The organism is Spirosoma koreense, assembly GCF_054777875.1.
Window position 1 is genome coordinate 458,999 of record NZ_BAAHAC010000029.1, and the last position, 18,290, is coordinate 477,288.

Consider the following 18,290-nt stretch of genomic DNA (forward strand, 5'->3'; position numbering starts at 1 on the left):
CAACCGGTTCAGGCTGGCAAAGGCTATGGTCCGACTGTTCCAATCAATACCGGATGCGGCTGCTATAGTAGCCCGGCGTAACGGTGGCATGATTCGCCGTTACACCGGGCTTTCCGGGCTAATTATTCCTCAACAGGATTGAACCGACATCCGTTACTTTTTTGCGCCATCACTCACTCTGATCAGGTCGACGATCGATAAACTGCCGCCCATATCCTGTAGTTTTCCTCCTTCGTGTAATGTTCCCAGATCAATCGAAGAAAAGCCCATCGATGAAATAAGCTCAGCCACCGTTTTTTTGGCAGCCTTGTCATCTCCGCTTAGTACAATCACCCGATTGCCGGCTGAGCTAACTGGATTCGAGGCCAGAACAGCCGATCCCAGGGTATTGAACGCTTTGACAACATGAGCCCCTGGCAGTAAGCCCGCAACGACTTCACCGGATGTTTTTCCCTGAAGATCTTCCAGTGTAAAAGGGCTCATGGACAGGATGTGGTTGGTTGTATCGATGACAATTTTGCCTGTCCAATCCGGTACTTCACCGACCACTTCCTTTACTTTTGGCCAGGGAACGGATAAGATAACGAGTTCCGCCTTACTGGCTTCCGCGGCCCATACAGGCCGAACATTGGCGCCTAGCTGGGTCGCTAGTTCGCTGAGTGAATCTGGTCCTTTGCTGTTACTGAGCAGCACCTGATGGCCAGCCTCTGAAAGGTGGCCAGCGAGTGCCTTACCGATGTTTCCAGCACCTAATATTCCGATCGTCATGGGTAAAAAGAGTTTTTGGTTTCACAAAGCTACTTCGAATAACCCATCACCCAGACTTTGTTCGACGGGTAGCAGAAAACTTTATGCTAAGTAAAATCAACCTAACTTATTCTTGTCTTGTCTTCAACTATAAAAACAGAAGGTGTATCATCGCAATTAGTCCTTTTTGCCTGCTGCAGGCACGAGCACAATCAGGCCTGTTTCACCTGCCCGGCCGCCCGGAACACCGCTGTGCCATCTTTCAGGAGGCCAGGTGCCAGGCCCAGTCAAATGACGATAAAAGCAGGCGGTTCGCGGAGTTGGTCTCAATCGAATGAATGACGAAATTCCAGCGGAGAAGAATTGGTCTTGCTTTTAAACAGCTTACTAAAAGATTGTGGATGCCCGAACCCCAATTCATAAGCAATTTCGCTAACCGACAGCGTACTGGTGGAGAGCATTTCTTTGGCCTTTCCAATCAGCTTCTCATGGATATGCTGCTGAGGGGTTTGGCCGGTTAGCGTTTTCAATAAGCTGCTTAGGTACGTAGGCGATAGGTGGAGTTGCTGGGCCATATATCCTACCGTTGGCAAACCGGTTTTAGGCAACTCGTGGTTTACCAGATAAGCCTCCAGCACGGCCTCGAACCGGTCGAGAAGTTCGTGGTTGACAATCCGGCGGGTAATGAACTGCCGCTGGTAAAACCGGTCCGCGTAATTGAGCAATACCTCCAGTTGAGCGATAATAATAGCCTGACTGAATCTGTCGATGGGCGCCTGATACTCCCGCTGAATCTGCTGAATGATGCCGACGATCAGTGATTCTTCCGTTTCAGACAAAAACAGGGCTTCGCGAATGGAATAGTCGAAATAGTCGAATTGTCGAATTCGTTTGGCCAAGGGGGTATGCCACAAAAAATCAGGATGAATCATCAACAACCAGCCCGTATGCGCCTGTACTTCATCCGTCGTTATGGCAAGCACCTGACCCGGGGCTAAAAAAACCATTACCCCTTCGTCGAAATCGTAGGGCTGTTGTCCGTACTTCATACGGCCGTTGAAATTTCGTTTCAGCGCAATCGAATAGAAATTATTAACTATGCTTTTGGGCATTTCAGCCCGTTGCGGTCTGATGTCTTCGAAACGGACTACACTAATGAGTGGGTGAACTGGTTTAGGCAGCCCACCCAACTGATGATAGGCGGATATAGTGTCGATCCGGTGAAGCGACTCGGCTGGCATTATTCGACGAATTTAGGAGCTGGATTTATTTCGTATGAACCCAAACGTAAGCTGTTAGAACGTGTATAATGAGGCTAAACCTTCTTTAAGCGCCGTTGGCTTGCGGCCAAGCAATGTTTCCAGATCTGGGCTTATCGCGTCTTCCTGTCCATTGGCAATATCGGTAATAAAGCCGGTGATGCGTCGGGCCACAGTCTGCGACAAACCCCGTTCGAGCAGTTGTGCTTCAAACATGGCTGGTTCCGCCGGCGTGTAAGCTACTGACTTGCCAGATAAGTTGGTCAGGGCAGCGGCCACGTCATAAAAGGAATAAGACTCGCTACCCGTCAAACGATACGTTCTATTGCCTTCGTATTGATCAACCAGGGCATTCGCTATGGCTTCGCCGAGTTCACTACGCAGCGCCAGCGCAACGCTGCCCTGCCCGGCCGGTACGTAGATACCCCGCTCGAAAACGGCGCTACCGCCCACAAACTGCGGAATGGCATCCATATACAGGCTATTTTGAAACAACATATAGGGTATTCCACTGGCTTTGATGTAGTCCTCGGTCTGAAAATGGCTCTTCATCAACTGGTTGACCAATGTTTCCGGATTTTTTAGCGCACGACTCGTATAAGCAATTCGCCGACTACCCGCTTTTTTAGTTGCATCTACAACGTTCTGGTGTTGGTTTACGCGCTTTTCTTCGTCTGTACCCGCAATCAACAGGACTGTCTCAATACCCTGCATGGCCCGATCGAGAGCGTCAGGATCATCGTAGGTCCCCACGTGTATGGGTACACCCTGTCGAATGAGGTTGGTGGCTTTGGCTTCGTCCCGCACGAATGCGGCTATCTGACTGACTGGTATTTTTTGCAAAAGCTGATGGATAACGGCGGTGCCTAGCTGGCCTGTAGCTCCAGTTACTAAGATCATAATGTTGGGCTGGTTTGAATAAGACAAAGGTCCGCTATTGGCCAAACACCGATGAAGCTAAATTTATGATTGTTGTAGCCAAATCAATTGCCAGGCATACCGATGGTGCTTATTCAGAAAACACCCGATTGAGCAGGCCGTCTCCGTCCGTTGCCAGGCAGTTTTCTACCCAGACGCTCCAGGTTCTTACCCGTCCACGTTTACTCAACGGCCTTCCGCCCTTTTGATCCGCCTGATCTTACCGTCGCTTTTGGTCAGGATGTACAACTGTTTGGTAAACTGATTGTAACCGATGCGAAGATCAACGCGCTTTGACCCGGTCATGTCGGCCAGGCTAGTGACTTTCCCAGCCTGTAGTATCCTTAGTTCATGCACAGACGAATCGGTCAGGTCCTTATCGATCGTAGCGAAGAATACCCGGCCCCTGGCAATATCCCCAAACACGTACTTGTGAGCCAGAGCCTTGATGGGTCCCTCATAGACATACCCTCCGCTGATGGCGTTACCGTCGATATGGTCGTATTGCAGAAACGGCTTGATGTACGGATCAGATTTAGCATCGGCTACAGGATACACGTGCTTCAAATCCGTCCAGGAGAGGCCATAGTTACCTTCCCGTACATTCCACCCGTAATCGCCCCCTTTCCGGATGACATTCACTTCTTCGAAATTAGACTCCCCTACATCGGTGCAGAACAACCGGCCCTGATACCAGGCCAGCCGGTGTGGATTACGGAACCCATAAGCATAAATTTCCCGGTACACCGCCGAATCGCTGGCAGCCACAAACGGATTGTCGGCGGGGATACCATACTGTCCATTTCTGCTGTTATGCCCCTGCGGATCGATCCGGATCAGCGTGCCCAGCAGGGAAGTTCGCCGGTGGCAGAGTTCGGGGTGCTTTTCGATCGTCGATCCTCCATCGCCAATACCGATGTAGAGCTTCCCATAATCCGGGTCGCCTTTGACCGCTGCCGGATTAAAGCCGATGTCCTGCATACCATGCGCTGGAGACGGCATATTCACTCGCAGCAACTCCCTTCGTTTACCGCTGAATACCCGCCCGCGTACGTCTTCCGTTTTCCATTCCGAAACCACCCACTGCAACGCCACCTCTACCGAGTCGCTGTAGGCGTAATCCGCGCGTTTGGTTTTAACGGCTTCAGTGTGTGTACTGTAGAGGAGTCCATTGGTTAAATAGTCGGGGTGAAAAGCAAAACTACCCAAGCCCGTTCCCAGTCCCGGCTTGTCGATGAACGACTCGATCAGGGGACGAACGTCCAGAAAAAGACGGACCTCACTGCCTTCGATGCGGTAAATCAGGCCACGCTGGTCACTCACGTACTGCGAACCGTCGCCTGAGGGGTCAGCACGCAGGGTGGCGATCCGGGTAAGGGGCATCTTATCGCTGGAGGGCGGAATGGTCACGACATCGTCCAGTTCGATGGTGAGGGTCGATTTGGCCACCGGCTTTGTCAATCGCACGGTTCGTCTCTCCGGATCGTTACTGACCACCAGCGGTTGACGATTATGTGTTTCAGTGTCCTGGGTTATATAAGCCACAATGGCTTTGAGCTCATCGTCCTTCAGAAAATCGAAAGACGGCATAATCATCTTGTAGCGTTTAGAAAGATTCACTGCCCGCTCATTGCCCGATTCAATCGCTTTAGTAGGCTTCTTCACAAAAGCCATTAGTTCGTTGGAGGAAAGCAGGCGGGTAATCCCCCCCAGTCGGGGTCCGATTCCATCCTGTTCCAACGAATGGCAGGATACACAGTGCGTTTGAAAAAGTACTTTCCCCAGAGAGTCGGCTCGTGTGGGCTGAGTTCGTTCTGCAACTGGCCAGGTAAGGCTATTGAGCGTATTGAAGCCTACCCATGCCAGCAAAGAAACGCTGTAGAGATAACGTAGTGAAGTGGCCATATAGAAAAGGTCAGGCCAATAAAAGCGTCATTATCCCCGCAACTACCAATCCCGGAACGACATTCACTCGATTTAGCGGGTGGCCAAAGGTCCATTGCTCTACCTGTGTTATCCGAAAATGCAATCGGCCGTTTTTTAAAACCATGAGCGACTCGACGCAGCAGCCGAACCACTGCAGGCTAACCGCCTTTTTTTTTAGCGTAAAAAAACTCAGCGGGCCTAACTTTTTTAGCAGGCCCGCTGAGGAAATCACTCGTCTTACTGCGGCTCGTCGCCGAACTTCTCGTTGCGGCCTGACTTATCCGGATCGCCGGTCAGGGCACCTTTCGCCATCTCAAATAGCTTTACCATTTTGCCGCCCGGCCGGTCCCAGTACTCACCGGCATGGGTCGTCACTTTCAGCAGCGCAATATGGGGATCTTCTTTACCTTGTGGAAACCAGGTTTTCAGGAAATCGCTCCACAGCTCATTGATCTTTGCCCGGTCTTTGACAATTTCGGCGTAGCCCGAGGTAGATACGTAGAGTTCCGAACCAGGATCGGCGAAACCTAATCCTACCCGAGGATTCTGGTCCAATTCATGAATTTTATTCGAGTTGTCGTAGGTGAAAAACCACATGGTTCCATCGGAGTCCATCTCGTGGGCGGCCATGGGCCGGGTGTGAAAATCGCCGTCGGCTTCCTGGGTCGTCATCATGGCGATCCGGATGTCCTTGATCTTGTCACGGAGCGTTTCTAGCTCCAGCGAATTGAGGGTGCGTTGCGCTTGCATAGACTTCTGAGGGGTTGTTGTCTTAGCCGGAAGCGCTTGTGGAAGCGGAAGGTTTTGCTAATTTGGGAGAATTAAGCGAAAAGTGATATACGGGCACCGAGCCAATTCGAGGTGTTTAAACTCGAATCCTCCGCTCATCCAGCTGAGCATTTTTTTTAAGCGTACTTATCTATCTCCGTGTTCATAGCACTCTCGTCGTTCGTATTCATCCAGGTAATTTATCGGGATTAACCGACTTATCACTGCTTTTCGGATAGCGAAAATTGCGGCCTGGCAAGCTGACGAAAACTGAGTAATGTTACTCAATACGCCGTTCAGTAAAATTCGGGAAAAATCCGCCTAAAGTGTGCTTATTTTGTCGGTATAAACTTCTGACAATCTGGCTGATATGGAACAAGTGTTTTTTACCTGTCTAACCCCACAGGGCGAGTTTCGCGAGTGTCGATTTTTTGGTCCCGATACCGAAGCCTGCTTTGAGGCTCTGAACGGATTAGTCAGTGCCAACTGGACCTTGCTCAGTGCCTCGCTCATCGACAGATCGTTGGGCATCCGTGCGCTTCCACTGGTTGCCTTCGATGGGAAATCCATTAACGAGCCGCTGTCCTGCCTCCAAAAACAGTGGCAAGAGGTGCTGTATGCCGTCGAGGAGTAGCCTTTCCTGGTCAGGCCAGACTACCATTATTTCTAACCGCTGTTAATCGGCAGTAGCCAGTAGCTGCCGCTGCCCTGGGCTGTGTTCATGTTATGGTTGACAAACGTTCTTCCGTTTGTCAGAGACGCGCAAAAGCCCGGTTTATTCCAAGTCAGGTCTTTTGTGAGCGACTGTCAGGCTGTCGTATCAATCCACTCAATTTCTGGCTTTACGGCTCCTGCTGCCGGGCGCAATACTGCTCGATTTTGGTGCGACTTCGCCGAAGTCGCATCTTGATCACACCGATGTTAAGGTCATACATGCCCGCCAACTCCCGGATACTGACGCCCTGCTCATACTTTAGCTTAAGTAAGGTCTGTTCCCTAACCGAGAGGCTCTCCAAAGCCTGACCGAGCAGTTGCATAGTTTCCTCGCGAAGCATCCATTCTCCGCTATCGTCCCAATGCCCTCCTACCCGTTCGTCGAGTAGGGTCGTCGTCAACCGGCGGTCGCGACGCATCTGGTCAATACAGTAATGATAGGTAATCGAATAGAGCCAGGTCGAAAAGCGGGATCGCTGCTCGAAATGAGCCAGTTTGTCGAAGACCTTGATGAAAATATCATGCGTAAAATCTTGTGCCTTATTCGTATCCTGGGTAATGGTCAGGCATTGCCGATGTACTTTTTCTGCGTAACGCCGATACAGTACATCGAAACAGAGGGTAGGCTGCTGCGGTAAATAACAACAGATCAATTGCTCATCGGTAAGAGTAGGCGGCATGAAAACAAATGGCTAAGGTCATAACAAGGGGCTGGTCAGCACTGGCTTCATAAATAAGCCACTCATTGGCTACTAATGACGGTTTGGCCACTGTTCCGCTGAGCCTGTCCTGGCGGGCCCACCGGCTCACCTATAATCAGAAAAAACACAAACGTCACTTCATTGGCCGGGTGGCTGACTGGTGTCAACTTACCCGGTCAAGCCCTACAGCCAATGAGTAAATAGGGGCCGACTATTGCCAGCAGTCGATTTTGCCGCTCACGTACTTATTATCGGAAATCACTTCCAGGTGCGCCTATGCTACTCGTACTCACCGTCGACATACCGCTGCTGGCAGGGCAGTGATAGCAGCAGAAAATAAGGTAGCATCCCGTATCCGCACTTTGCTTTATAAAACCCACATTTATTGGACATAAGTAAGACAACAAGTTAAAATCAACTCCTACATCAGTGGCTTTTTAGCCTTACTCATTACTACACCCAGACAGCTTAACTGAGCAATTTTTTTTGTTACTTAAATTTCTCAAAATTAGATATTCAATAGTTCATTTAAAGATCTTTTTAATAATCAGTTATATAGAATTTTCATTATAAGATATAAGATACATTTTAGTGTATTTATATAGTATTGATCGCTATATAAACATCGAACTATTTCTATTTGGCACCTAGTAGATATTCTATATTTACCCAACACGTATTTGTTGTATTTTTGAAGGATTTAACTCCTTCCTCCTATGACCATTCTCATCGCCGACGATCACACAATTGTTCGACTTGGGCTCGAATTGCATTTGTCCGACATCCTGCCGGAGGCCGAAGTCCTTTTATCTCAGTCTTTTCCGGAAGTGCTGGATATACTCCAGCAGCATGCCATCGACCTAATCGTGCTCGATGTGGATATGCCGGGTTCTGAGAATAGTAAGATGATTGAAAAGATCAGGCGATTAAGACCTGAGGTACTCATTCTGATCTACTCTGGCATGGATGAACAGCTTTACGCGTTGCCCTATATAAAGGCCGGTGCCGATGGCTACCTGTCGAAGAATGCCCCGTTCAGCGAACTAACAGAAGCTATTACGGCCTTATCCGAGCATGGCAAATACGTAAGTCGGGTCGTTCAGCAGCAGATGCTCCATAGCCTGGGCCAAGCGGAACCCAACCTATCAGGCAATCCATTCCAGAGCTTATCCCAACGGGAGCGAACCGTACTGAACCTGCTACTTGAAGGAAAAGGAACGAAACTGATAGCGAATACGCTCCAGTTGGAACAAAGTACCGTGAGTACGTACAAAAAGCAGGTATTCGAAAAATTCGATGTTACCAGCACCGCCGAATTGATCCAGAAAGTGGCTTTCTACAAACATATTTAAACTAGCCGACTCCCCTGCGGCTGTAAGCGATCCAGCCGCAGGGAGTTAGTGTCTGCTTATGGGCTTGCCTGAGCGGGCGCGCGTGGCGCACCAAAATTTTGCACCAACCGTCCAAAAGGTGCCCGGCGTTCCTTGTAGGGATCCGTGGTTAAGCGTGCGGCACAACCAACGTGAGTAAGCAGCGGATTGAGGAGGTTGAGTCGATGATGGGGCGAGTTTAGCCATTGAACGACGGCATAGCGCGCATACCCCGCATACGTATACGGCCGACAGACCTGTTTGGTCTCAGGGTTCAAATACTCATAAAGTCCGGTCCGGGCATTGAGTCGTATGCTATACCAGTCAGGTGTATCTATCGTCTGGTATTGACCAATATTTTCGGCCATTCTGACAAACCGGCTGGTTTGCTTCTCGATTCGTTTTCGCAATGTAATTTCAGCCAGCCGGTACAGATCATCGTGGCCATAGTAATTATGCTGGATCATCGACTCCGCATGGCTGCGGGCGGCCTCGTAGAGCGCTGGGTCGTACTGCAGAATGGGCAAACCCGCCCGACGACGGGCTTCGTTGGTGGCCTGAAACAAAGCTATATCGAGCAGGAGCGTATCCGGTTTCTCCAGCACCAGGACCTGCTGGCTGGCCGGTTGGGCAAAAAAGGCTTCGTCGCTCAACAGGTATCCCGCCGGTGGGCTGCTCCACTGAATTACCCATTGGATAAGTTGCCACCACATCCACCCGTTCATACCCAGCCAGTTTAGCGTAGAAGCGCGAAAGTCTCTGCTATCCCAAAGCTGCTTTTCTGCGTACTTTACTCCCAATCAGCGCATACAGCATGAGCGATCCTGGCCGGGTAACGGTCTGACGGAACTGCGTACTTAAGCGGTTTTTTCCAGCAGGTACATACAATCGACGTTACCGCTTTCGACCGCATTGACGTACGGATAAAGCTCCTGTTTGACCAGCCGCAGCGACGGGTGTCGTTGCTGAAACAAGGCCGCATAATCGGCTTTCCAGAGAAAACCCTGATTGCCCCGGTACGGAATGGCTTTCAGCTCAGGATTGTAGTATTCGAACCCCCAGATGTACCGGCGGCTGCAACGGACCATCTCGTCCATAATTTTGGGGAGGTCATCCGGGGCAATGTGAATCAGGACTCCATTGGTACAGACCACGTCGAAAAAGCCATCGCGAAACGGCAGATCGAAGGCTGATCCCTGCACGATGTTGATCCGTTGGGTAGTCTGCTTGGCTTTCTCGACGGCGTAGGGTTGCAGTTCGACCCCGTATAGTTCCATAAATCCGGCGTCCTGGAGGCCACGCAACTGCATACCCGTATTGCAGCCCACTTCAAGAATACGCGTGTCGGGCGTCCAGCCGGTGCTGAAGCGATCGTTCATTTCCCGTTTGGTCAGCCCCCAGTTCTGCCGGTAGAACTCGTCCCATTCGGCGCGGTCGCGGGTATTGCGGTCGGTGTATTCCTGACCAAATTCGCCAGACCAGAAATTTTCCTGTGTAGTTGCTTTCATCAGAGAAGTTGATCAGGGTTTTACAAGATAACAGGGCGTCACGGCAAAAGGCAACCGTTTGACGAGTACATTTTTACCGGTCAGGAATTCTTCGACAGCGGCATTGGCCCCCGGAAAAACATTGGCGTAATCGTCCAGCATGATCACCCCGCCCGGCACGACTCTCTCGTAAAGGTACTCCAGTGCAGCGCGGGTTGGCTCGTAGACGTCCACATCGATATTCAGCAGGCTAATGCGCAGCTCGGGGTGTTTTTCCAGATAAGCGGGAATGGTTTCACACACGTCGCCCTGAACCAGCTCGACGTTCTGACCGATTCCCTTGTGGTTCAGTACCGTCATGAGCTGGTCGACGTCGATGCCTTCTTCGCCGGAGTCGCTGATGAATTTTACCCGCCAGACTTTATCACCAGTAAATTCGGTTTCCGGAAACCGACCGAAGGCATCGAAACCAATGACTTTTTTAGCGGTTGGGTTACTCAGCAATTGCCGGAACGTAGCGAACCGAATCAGCGACGCCCCTTTGAAAACGCCACATTCGACAATGGCTCCCGGCACATCGAGCGTCAGTTTATACAATTCATAATGGGCCATCACTTTGGCCATTCGGTTGACATCCGACGCCCAGTAGTAGTTATTTTCGTACTCGAACGAGCGGGTAAAATCAGGCAGTTGAATCATGAGAAGAGTCTTCGAGCCGTAAAAGTACCGCAGACTTTAGTCCGCAGGACCGCAGGCTATGTTATTTTTATACGACCTGAAGGCCGCCATAGCTTAGAATAAATGATCGGCTGCCACCGCGCCGTTTGGGTGGAAGTCAAAATAATAGCCGTTCAGAAACGGATTGTCGGCCCGGGCGATCAGCCAGCCACTGGCCACTCCGAAAAACTGCCTGAGTTCTTCATCGTCGGCTAACCGGATGGTAAACAAGCCGTTGGGCGGTACGACACAGGTGCGTTCCAGAACGGTTTCGTCGGCTTCCCGGTAAAACGACAGAGCTACGTTGGCCGGCCGATCGTAGGTGCGCAGGGGAGCCGAATTGGTGAGAACAACCTCCGACTGACCGACATTGACAAACGGCGCCCATTTGAACGTACCGGGTTTGTCCAGTATCTTCGGATTACCCACCTGGGGAGCAAAACAAACGTTACTGGGCAGATCGGACGAGCGTCCGTGCCGGCCTACGTTGAGCCCAAATTTCAGCCGGGTCGGAATGCGCAACGCGTCGGCCCAGTGCGCAATCAACTGCGCCGTTTTGGCTCTTTCGGTCGAAACCCCCGCCTGCTGTGCCAGATCGCCCAGATCGATCTGAACGTACTGATGATCGGCCGAACGAAACAGCCAGGCGTCGGTTGTTTCGCCCAGAAACGTGCCGTCGGCATCGAAGAACCGGAACGACAGGGTAAAGTCCGAGGGCGAGAAAATCGGATAAACGACCAGCCGGGTAAAAAAGTCATCGGTCAGGTAAAGCGGAATGGACGTCGAAGAGTCCAGAAACCGATTATCCTGACGTGGCCAGTAAGCGCGGCTGTCGGCCACTACCGAACTGTCGTAGTACGAGTGCGTGATGCTGACACTGTGGGCGGGCAGGTCGAGGTTACCAACCAGAAACCGGGGAAAGAATCCCGTAAAATTATGACCGAACCGAATCATGCCGGGCTCATTACCAAGCAGGGTTTCCAGATCGATATGGTCTTTCAGATACAGAAAAACCGTTTCGTAGGGCTTCAGAGCGGGCAGAGAAAACGTTCCGTTGGTTACGCGGTGCTGCGCATCGACCACTTCGTAGGTTACCTGAGGAGCTTCGGTAAGCAGCGGTCCGTTGGTGAAGCTCAAAAACGGAGCCAGTCCTTCGCGACCGTAAATATCGAATCCAGATTCGCTGACCTGGTATTCGTTGTTCTGCTGCAGGTCTTCGATATCGTTGTACACGCGCCCTACCGTATGGACCACGCTACTGGATGTTTCGTTGTAATACACCAGCACAAAAGCCGGATAAGGAAACACCAGGTCCTGAGTCGAGAAAACTTCCAGTTCCAGCGAGCCCGTAAAATTCTCCGATTCGGCTCGCTCGTCCAGTAGTTCAGTGTATTCGCTCATCTGTACCGACCAGGCTTTGGCCGAATCGATCAGAACGTATTTCCGGGAGAGCAGCGTACCGGCCGCATTCCGTAGGGTATATAGTAAGCCCACTTCGCGGATGTTCCGTTTCAGCAGCCAGTACCCCATGAAAATGATTTTACTGGAGTACGTATCGGTATGCATCACCGGAAAAATAGCCGATGACCGCAGCACCGGCTTTCGATTGGCTACTAAAGCCTCGCCCGCACTCTGCGTGGCCTGAAGATGACTTTGATAAGAGCGCATCGTGATAAGGTTCTATTGACCGGCTTTCAGAAACGTGACGACGTTATCGATTACATAATCCTGCTCCTCGTTCGTCAGGGTTGGATACAGCGGCAGGCTCAGGCACTGGGCATAGTAGCGTTCGGCAGCAGGAAAATCGCCGGGCTTCCAGCCAAATTGCCGGTAATACGGCATCAGATGCACCGGGATATAATGTACCTGCGCCAGAATGTTCTTCGTCCGCAGAAAATCGTACAGCCCTTTCCGATCCGGCGTCTGAATCACGTACAGATGATAGGCATGCCCCACACCCGCCGGCGGAACGATGACCTGCACCGGAACCCCGCGATCGGCAGCCCCGGCAAATGCCTGATCATAGCGGGCAGCCAGTTCACGACGGCGGTCGAGCATCGTATCGGCGCGGGTTAACTGACTCAGCGCCAGGGCCGCCTGCATATCGGTCAACCGGTAGTTGTACCCTAGCTCCTGCATTTCCATGTACCAGCCGCCCCGCTCCGGTTCGCCTTCATAAGGTGCCGTAAACTCGGCGGGCTTGTTGGTGATGCCGTGCGTCCTGAGCCGGAGCAGATGCTTGTACAACAACTCATCGTTGGTTGTAATCATACCACCTTCGCCAGCCGCAATGTGTTTGACCGGATGAAAGCTGAAAATAGCCAGTTCGGCCAGGGAGCTATCCCCACAACGGTGTTTGGCTCCGGTTTTGTCGACAAAGGAAGCACCCGGCGCATGACAGGCATCTTCGATAATCCACAGACCGAATTCGTCGGCCAGTTGCCGAAACGCCACCATATCGACTGGATAGCCCGCAAAGTCGACCGGAATAATCCCCGAAAAATACCCCTTCGGATAGCGTTCGAGCAGCGCGCGCACTGCCTTAGGGTCGAGCAGGACCGTATCAGGCTCGACATCTGCGAAGTAGACCTCTCCTCCGCAATAACGAACGCAGTTGGCCGAAGCCGAAAATGTAATCGGGGTTGTGATGACCCGTGTGTCTTGTCCAACGCCCAGCGCCAGACAGCACAGGTGCAAAGCCGCTGTGCCATTGGCAACCGCCACGGCATAGGTCGATCCGATGTAGTCGGCAAACGCCTGTTCGAGTTCACCGATCTTAGGGCCCTGCGTCAGATAAGGAGACCGGAGCACCGCATTTACTGCCGCAATGTCCTCGTCTGTAATATGCTGACGACCGTAGGGAATGGGTTGATGCATAGCCTATAGAATGGGTTTCTGGCCCCTTCAGCCGCTGAAGGCGGCTAACTTTTAATTCGCTTTGTAGCCACCTTCAGCCGCTGAAGGTGGCTACAACTCGTTCTATACCGTAAAGGCCGGATCGACGTGGGTCCGGATTTGTTCCCGCAGCTGGTCAACGGTGAGCCAGTCGGTGTTCGTGCCGGAATTGTATTTGAATCCCATCTCCACCCGCCGGCCGTCGAATGACTGCAGGTAGTCGTCGATACTCCAGGTAGGTGTCGACGGGGTAATGACGTAGTACCTGTCCGTTTCGATGGTGTTCAGCGAGTCGGTTTCGGTGATCATCTCCTCATGCAGTTTCTCGCCTGGCCGAACGCCTACAATCTGCTGTTCGGCGTCGGGAGCAATGGCTTCGGCCACGTCCGTAATACGGTACGATGGAATCTTGGGCACGAAAATTTCTCCGCCCCAGGCGTGTTCGAGCGCATAAAGCACCATCTCGACCCCTTCTTCCAGCGAGATATTGAAGCGCGTCATGTCGGGGTGAGTAATGGGCAACACCCCGTCTTTGCGTTTGTCCAGGAAGAACGGTACGACCGATCCTCGCGAACCGATCACGTTTCCGTACCGCACCACCGAAAACCGCAGATCCCGGCTACCGCGCATGTTGTTGGCAGCTACGAACAATTTATCGGAGCAAAGTTTGGTCGCTCCGTACAGATTGATGGGCGCGGCCGCTTTATCGGTCGAAAGCGCCACCACCCGCTTTACACCATTGTCGAGAGCGGCATTGATTACGTTTTCGGCCCCGAAAACGTTGGTTTTAATGCACTCCATCGGGTTATATTCGGCCGCAGGCACCTGCTTCAGCGCGGCCGCGTGAATGATGATATCGACCCCTTCGCAGGCGCGTTTGAGCCGCTCAGCATCCCGCACGTCACCAATGAAAAACCGGATGGATTTATAGACAGCCTGCGGATAATGCTGTGCCATCTCGAACTGCTTGAGTTCATCGCGGGAGTAAACGACCAGGCGCTTCAGATTGGGGTACCGCTTGTACACCATCTCTACGAATTTCTTGCCGAAAGAGCCGGTTCCTCCTGTAATCAGAATGGATTTATTGGTAAGATCTAACACGTTCCTGTAAGTTCTGTCAATCAGCCAATTGCTTCGAAAACCCGAAACAAACTGGCAACTGGCCTTAAAATAAAAGCGAATATGCCCATCGATTGGGCTTTTCCATCACAAAGGTAGCCTATCTGAGGGTAGCAAAAAAAAGCGGCTTATCCGAAGCGGTCTTTTGCACCAGTAGCCCTGTTTGTGTATATAGCGCAGATTTTCATTCATTCTTGCTAACCTTATGAAACTACTCTATCAACGAACCTCTTTCCAAGTAGCCTACCCTTCCCTGAAACGTACATTTGTGGCTGCGCTGTTTAGTGTGCTCGCTGTTTTTATTAGCCTGCCTGCCCTACCCCAGTCGCAGATGGCCGCTAAACCGACTGCAGATCTGGCTACCCAGCGCGTACAGCAGGAACTGCAACGCATCGCGAAACTGGCCAGAGGAAAGGTCGGCGTCTGTGCGCTTCACCTGGAAAGCGGCAAACAGCTAAGCCTGAACCCACAGGATCGGTTCGCCATGGCCAGCACCGTGAAAGTAGCCATCGCTACCCAGCTGTTTACGAAGATCGAGAAAGGGGAATTGTCGCTCATGACCATGACCGAACTGAAACCCACCGACCTGCATCCGGGCAGCGGCACACTGGAGGTGCTGTTCGCCAAACCGGGGGTTCAGCTGTCGGTGCAGAACCTGCTCGAACTGATGATGGTCATCAGCGATAACTCAGCTACGGATATTCTGATTCGGCTGGCGGGCGGTACCGAAGCGGTACAGAACCGGTTGAAAGCGCTGGGGATTCAGGGGATGTCGGTCGATCGGACCATTATTCAGCTACTGGCCGATCTGGACGGTATTACGCTTCCTCCGGCCAGTCAGTGGACGGCTGGCTTTTACGCCAATCTGGAAAAAGGCATTACCCCGGAAGCCCGCAAAGCGGCCCAGGATAAATTTAAAGACGATTTTCGCGACACATCCACCCCCCAGGCGATGGTCGACCTGCTGGCGCAGATTCACCGGGGAACGGCCCTCAAGCCCGCGAGCCGCGACACGTTGCTGGCCGTTATGCAGCGCTGCCGGGGTGGTCAGCAACGGCTGAAAGGGTACCTACCGCCCGAAACCCCCATTGCGCACAAAACCGGTTCGCTGGACGGCAATGCAACCGATGATGTCGGAATCATCACCTTGCCCGACAATGCCGGCCATGTAGCGATTGCGGTTTTTGTCGGACCGTCGCCCCAACCGCTGGAAGATCGCGAAGCCACGATTGCCCACATTGCGCGGACGGTTTACGATTATTTTCTATACCAGCCACCCGGCCGGTAAACCATGGTGCGAGAGAAAAGGGGCGGTGCCGCATTTCGACCATTCACTCAAAAGAGCGCGGTTTTCTGATCGGCTGGCTATAACATTTGCCGAACGGTAGGACCCAGTGCTTTCGATCTGGTCAGTTGCCGGCATCTACCCTTAACCACCGCACACCATGATTACACTTTCCGTCAAGATTAAAGTCGAACAGATCGTCAACGTGTTTGAAACCAGCACGATCGAGGGGAAATACGATGCTCTGGTTGTTCTCAAAGATGGCCTGAACGATACCCGGCAGATTACTTATGGCCGCAGTCAGACGACCGAGCAGGGGAACCTGAAAACGCTCGTCGAGATGTACATCACGCGAAACGGCCTTTTTGCCAATGAATTCAAGCCTTACCGTACGAAGATCGGCAAGGTTCCGCTGGCCGACGACGATGTTTTCAAGAACCTGCTGCGCAAAGCGGCCCGGCAGGACCCCATCATGCGTACGGCGCAGGACGAATTTTTCGATGTGCTGTATTACATGCCTGCGCTGGCTTTTTTTACCAACTTAGCCTTCACGCTGCCCCTCAGTCTGCTGGTTATTTACGACAGTTTTATTCATTCGGGGGGCGTACCTGCTTTTTTGCGCGAACGTTTCCCCGAACTGCCGCCCTCGGGAGGTGGCGACGAAAAAGCGTGGATCAAAGCGTATGTAAAGACGCGCCACCAGTGGCTGGCCACGAACAAAAAAGTCGTTCTTCAGAAAACGGTCTACCGGACGCAATGCTTTCTGGATCAGATCAAAACGGCCAACTGGCAACTGACTCAGCCCGTCAACGCTAATGGTGTGATCGTTCCCTAGCCTACGTCGCCATGCAAAAGACCTCATTTCAGAACGAACTGCTTATCAGCAGCACTCAGCAGCGAAACGGCGCTGGCAATACGAAGAAAGATGTCCGGAAAATCCAATCCTGGCTCACCCTGTTTGCCATGACTCATCCGGGTGCAGCAACGGCCACCGGCATCGACGGCGATTTTGGGAAGGCTACCGAACAGGCTGTCAAAAATTTCCAGAAAGCGAAGGGAGTGCCCCAAACCGGTATTGTGGACCAGGCCACGTTTACGCTACTGGCCGACCCACAGCGCAAGGCCTTCACAACACAGGTTACAGGAAGTGACATGCGCACGTTGATCGTCAATACCGCCAGAAACCACCTGACCAACCACCCCCTCGAACTGGTTATCAACCAACAGACGAACTCGGGCCCCTGGGTACGCGCTTACATGGATGGCAACGAAGGAACCGACTGGCTGTGGTGCATGGGCTTCGTGCAAACCATTATCGACCAGGCGGCATCCAGCCAGGGAAAAGATTTTCAGCAGTTGATGCCCCTCACCTACAGTTGTGATACGGTCGGCACGACGGGTCTGCAAAAAGGCATCCTCTTTCGGTATACGCAAATCCGGAACAATCCTTCGCTGATGAAACCCGGCGACCTGTTTCTGCTGCAAAAATCGCCAACGGACTGGGTTCATGCTGGCCTTATTGTGGCCATCGACGACGACATCATTGAAACAATCGAAGGCAACACCAACGACGGCGGATCTTCCAACGGGAACGCGGTGCTGAGCCGGATGCGTAACTTCCGGAAATCGAAGCTGGATGTGTTTTCGATTCAGGGTTTAGTATAGTCGATCGTTTGGGATGAGAACCTGTCAGACAGTTTCCCAGGACTCCGGCAACCGGTCGATCAGCCACAGAAAAAAGACGGCTTCAAAAACCAGGGTAAAGGGAATGACGGAAATGTTTTTGACGAACAGAATCAAGACCCAGACAGAAGCCTGTTCGGAAAGAAGCTGACGGGATTTCAGGGTTATGTATAGGCAGGTTTCGTGCGCAATATGATCGGTCAGGGCGTTGAACAGGAAGGCAATGACCAGAAAAGCCCCAAAATTGACGAGAATAGCCCGCCAGTTCTGGCCTACGTTATGCCGAATAGCCTGTCCGTTCTTCCGGCGCTCTGCTTTATTGGTCACCAATTGAATAACCGTCTGTAAGCCCGCTCGAATACGGGTTAGCCCCAGCGCATAAAAAAAGAGCAGTATTCGGGCCGTCTCGATGATGATTTCCAGTAAAATATGGCCCAATGGACTAATGGGGCCAAACGCTTGTAGCTGAATGGCACGCCCGAAGGCGGCTACGAGTCCAAGCCCGAAGATTACCAGAAAATGGTCTCTGATGAACCGGGCGGTATACAGTGTCGAATCCAGCAGGCGGAGCAATCTGGTTGGTGAATCCATACGAAAGAATTGGTTTAGAAAACGAATAAACGCAGCTGCGGAACCGGTTCAGACGGGTTCCGCAGCTGCGGCCTGATGTATCTGTTGTTTACTAAACTAAGCTGAATGGT

18 protein-coding genes are annotated in these 18,290 nt (G+C 52.1%); 5 read left to right on the forward strand and 13 right to left on the reverse strand.

Annotated elements, in window-relative coordinates:
- Positions 1-153: 153 nt before the first annotated feature.
- The 5 genes from ACYVC2_RS29765 to ACYVC2_RS29785 form a co-directional block, all read right to left on the reverse strand.
- Positions 154-768, reverse strand: coding sequence for an NADPH-dependent F420 reductase (locus tag ACYVC2_RS29765; RefSeq protein ID WP_461108870.1), 615 nt, complete (start codon positions 766-768; stop codon positions 154-156).
- Positions 769-1,073: 305 nt separating this feature from the next.
- Complete coding sequence (locus ACYVC2_RS29770) at positions 1,074-1,988, reverse strand: helix-turn-helix domain-containing protein (protein WP_461108872.1); 915 nt, start codon at positions 1,986-1,988, stop codon at positions 1,074-1,076.
- A gap of 54 nt (positions 1,989-2,042) precedes the next feature.
- Positions 2,043-2,906 (reverse strand): SDR family oxidoreductase, encoded by an 864-nt coding sequence (locus ACYVC2_RS29775; RefSeq protein ID WP_461108874.1) that lies wholly within the window; start codon positions 2,904-2,906, stop codon positions 2,043-2,045.
- Positions 2,907-3,110: 204 nt separating this feature from the next.
- Positions 3,111-4,829: a PQQ-dependent sugar dehydrogenase gene (locus ACYVC2_RS29780; RefSeq protein ID WP_461108876.1), complete on the reverse strand. Its 1,719-nt coding sequence runs from the start codon at positions 4,827-4,829 to the stop codon at positions 3,111-3,113.
- Positions 4,830-5,087: 258 nt separating this feature from the next.
- Entirely contained in the window at positions 5,088-5,600 is a 513-nt protein-coding gene (locus ACYVC2_RS29785) for a pyridoxamine 5'-phosphate oxidase family protein (protein WP_461108878.1), read from the reverse strand.
- Between the two features lie 388 nt (positions 5,601-5,988).
- Between ACYVC2_RS29785 and ACYVC2_RS29790 the strand changes: the two genes are divergently transcribed.
- The gene (locus tag ACYVC2_RS29790; RefSeq protein ID WP_461108880.1) at positions 5,989-6,252 is read left to right on the forward strand and encodes a hypothetical protein; all 264 of its coding nucleotides are present in this window, start codon (positions 5,989-5,991) and stop codon (positions 6,250-6,252) included.
- Positions 6,253-6,460: 208 nt separating this feature from the next.
- On the opposite strand, the gene ACYVC2_RS29795 is transcribed toward ACYVC2_RS29790, so the two are convergent.
- Entirely contained in the window at positions 6,461-7,012 is a 552-nt protein-coding gene (locus tag ACYVC2_RS29795; RefSeq protein ID WP_461108882.1) for an RNA polymerase sigma factor, read from the reverse strand.
- Between the two features lie 737 nt (positions 7,013-7,749).
- On the opposite strand from ACYVC2_RS29795, the gene ACYVC2_RS29800 reads away from it, so the two are divergent.
- Positions 7,750-8,385: a response regulator transcription factor gene (locus ACYVC2_RS29800; RefSeq protein WP_461108884.1), complete on the forward strand. Its 636-nt coding sequence runs from the start codon at positions 7,750-7,752 to the stop codon at positions 8,383-8,385.
- Positions 8,386-8,441: 56 nt separating this feature from the next.
- On the opposite strand, the gene ACYVC2_RS29805 is transcribed toward ACYVC2_RS29800, so the two are convergent.
- From ACYVC2_RS29805 to pseB, 6 genes are all read right to left on the reverse strand, one after another.
- Positions 8,442-9,128 (reverse strand): CAP domain-containing protein, encoded by a 687-nt coding sequence (locus ACYVC2_RS29805; RefSeq protein ID WP_461108886.1) that lies wholly within the window; start codon positions 9,126-9,128, stop codon positions 8,442-8,444.
- A gap of 132 nt (positions 9,129-9,260) precedes the next feature.
- Positions 9,261-9,911: a pseudaminic acid biosynthesis-associated methylase gene (locus tag ACYVC2_RS29810; RefSeq protein ID WP_461108888.1), complete on the reverse strand. Its 651-nt coding sequence runs from the start codon at positions 9,909-9,911 to the stop codon at positions 9,261-9,263.
- Between the two features lie 12 nt (positions 9,912-9,923).
- On the reverse strand, positions 9,924-10,589 hold the full coding sequence (locus ACYVC2_RS29815) for a TylF/MycF/NovP-related O-methyltransferase (RefSeq protein ID WP_461108890.1): 666 nt from the start codon (positions 10,587-10,589) through the stop codon (positions 9,924-9,926).
- 93 nt (positions 10,590-10,682) lie between these two features.
- A complete protein-coding gene (locus tag ACYVC2_RS29820) occupies positions 10,683-12,275 on the reverse strand; it encodes a hypothetical protein (protein ID WP_461108892.1) in 1,593 nt (530 codons plus the stop codon).
- A gap of 12 nt (positions 12,276-12,287) precedes the next feature.
- Entirely contained in the window at positions 12,288-13,484 is a 1,197-nt protein-coding gene (pseC, locus tag ACYVC2_RS29825; protein WP_461108894.1) for a UDP-4-amino-4,6-dideoxy-N-acetyl-beta-L-altrosamine transaminase, read from the reverse strand.
- A 102-nt stretch (positions 13,485-13,586) separates the two neighbouring features.
- Positions 13,587-14,603, reverse strand: coding sequence for a UDP-N-acetylglucosamine 4,6-dehydratase (inverting) (pseB, locus tag ACYVC2_RS29830; RefSeq protein WP_461108896.1), 1,017 nt, complete (start codon positions 14,601-14,603; stop codon positions 13,587-13,589).
- 223 nt (positions 14,604-14,826) lie between these two features.
- Here pseB and bla point away from each other — a divergent pair, with 223 nt between their 5' ends.
- From bla to ACYVC2_RS29845, 3 genes are all read left to right on the forward strand, one after another.
- On the forward strand, positions 14,827-15,909 hold the full coding sequence (gene bla, locus ACYVC2_RS29835) for a class A beta-lactamase (protein ID WP_461108898.1): 1,083 nt from the start codon (positions 14,827-14,829) through the stop codon (positions 15,907-15,909).
- Positions 15,910-16,066: 157 nt separating this feature from the next.
- Positions 16,067-16,741, forward strand: a complete 675-nt coding sequence (locus ACYVC2_RS29840) for a chitosanase (protein ID WP_461108900.1) — start codon at positions 16,067-16,069, stop codon at positions 16,739-16,741.
- Between the two features lie 11 nt (positions 16,742-16,752).
- On the forward strand, positions 16,753-17,571 hold the full coding sequence (locus ACYVC2_RS29845) for a peptidoglycan-binding domain-containing protein (protein WP_461108902.1): 819 nt from the start codon (positions 16,753-16,755) through the stop codon (positions 17,569-17,571).
- Positions 17,572-17,595: 24 nt separating this feature from the next.
- On the opposite strand, the gene ACYVC2_RS29850 is transcribed toward ACYVC2_RS29845, so the two are convergent.
- Positions 17,596-18,180 (reverse strand): hypothetical protein, encoded by a 585-nt coding sequence (locus ACYVC2_RS29850; RefSeq protein WP_461108904.1) that lies wholly within the window; start codon positions 18,178-18,180, stop codon positions 17,596-17,598.
- Positions 18,181-18,290 lie beyond the last annotated feature (110 nt).

What these genes read in the sequence shown, in the direction of transcription:
- ACYVC2_RS29765 (WP_461108870.1), bottom strand. Translation starts at nt 768, where the DNA reads ATGACGATCGGAATATTAGGTGCTGGAAACATCGGTAAGGCACTCGCT.
- ACYVC2_RS29770 (WP_461108872.1), bottom strand. Translation starts at nt 1,988, where the DNA reads ATGCCAGCCGAGTCGCTTCACCGGATCGACACTATATCCGCCTATCAT.
- ACYVC2_RS29775 (WP_461108874.1), bottom strand. Translation starts at nt 2,906, where the DNA reads ATGATCTTAGTAACTGGAGCTACAGGCCAGCTAGGCACCGCCGTTATC.
- ACYVC2_RS29780 (WP_461108876.1), bottom strand. Translation starts at nt 4,829, where the DNA reads ATGGCCACTTCACTACGTTATCTCTACAGCGTTTCTTTGCTGGCATGG.
- ACYVC2_RS29785 (WP_461108878.1), bottom strand. Translation starts at nt 5,600, where the DNA reads ATGCAAGCGCAACGCACCCTCAATTCGCTGGAGCTAGAAACGCTCCGT.
- ACYVC2_RS29790 (WP_461108880.1), top strand. Translation starts at nt 5,989, where the DNA reads ATGGAACAAGTGTTTTTTACCTGTCTAACCCCACAGGGCGAGTTTCGC.
- ACYVC2_RS29795 (WP_461108882.1), bottom strand. Translation starts at nt 7,012, where the DNA reads ATGCCGCCTACTCTTACCGATGAGCAATTGATCTGTTGTTATTTACCG.
- ACYVC2_RS29800 (WP_461108884.1), top strand. Translation starts at nt 7,750, where the DNA reads ATGACCATTCTCATCGCCGACGATCACACAATTGTTCGACTTGGGCTC.
- ACYVC2_RS29805 (WP_461108886.1), bottom strand. Translation starts at nt 9,128, where the DNA reads ATGAACGGGTGGATGTGGTGGCAACTTATCCAATGGGTAATTCAGTGG.
- ACYVC2_RS29810 (WP_461108888.1), bottom strand. Translation starts at nt 9,911, where the DNA reads ATGAAAGCAACTACACAGGAAAATTTCTGGTCTGGCGAATTTGGTCAG.
- ACYVC2_RS29815 (WP_461108890.1), bottom strand. Translation starts at nt 10,589, where the DNA reads ATGATTCAACTGCCTGATTTTACCCGCTCGTTCGAGTACGAAAATAAC.
- ACYVC2_RS29820 (WP_461108892.1), bottom strand. Translation starts at nt 12,275, where the DNA reads ATGCGCTCTTATCAAAGTCATCTTCAGGCCACGCAGAGTGCGGGCGAG.
- pseC (WP_461108894.1), bottom strand. Translation starts at nt 13,484, where the DNA reads ATGCATCAACCCATTCCCTACGGTCGTCAGCATATTACAGACGAGGAC.
- bla (WP_461108898.1), top strand. Translation starts at nt 14,827, where the DNA reads ATGAAACTACTCTATCAACGAACCTCTTTCCAAGTAGCCTACCCTTCC.
- ACYVC2_RS29840 (WP_461108900.1), top strand. Translation starts at nt 16,067, where the DNA reads ATGATTACACTTTCCGTCAAGATTAAAGTCGAACAGATCGTCAACGTG.
- ACYVC2_RS29845 (WP_461108902.1), top strand. Translation starts at nt 16,753, where the DNA reads ATGCAAAAGACCTCATTTCAGAACGAACTGCTTATCAGCAGCACTCAG.
- ACYVC2_RS29850 (WP_461108904.1), bottom strand. Translation starts at nt 18,180, where the DNA reads ATGGATTCACCAACCAGATTGCTCCGCCTGCTGGATTCGACACTGTAT.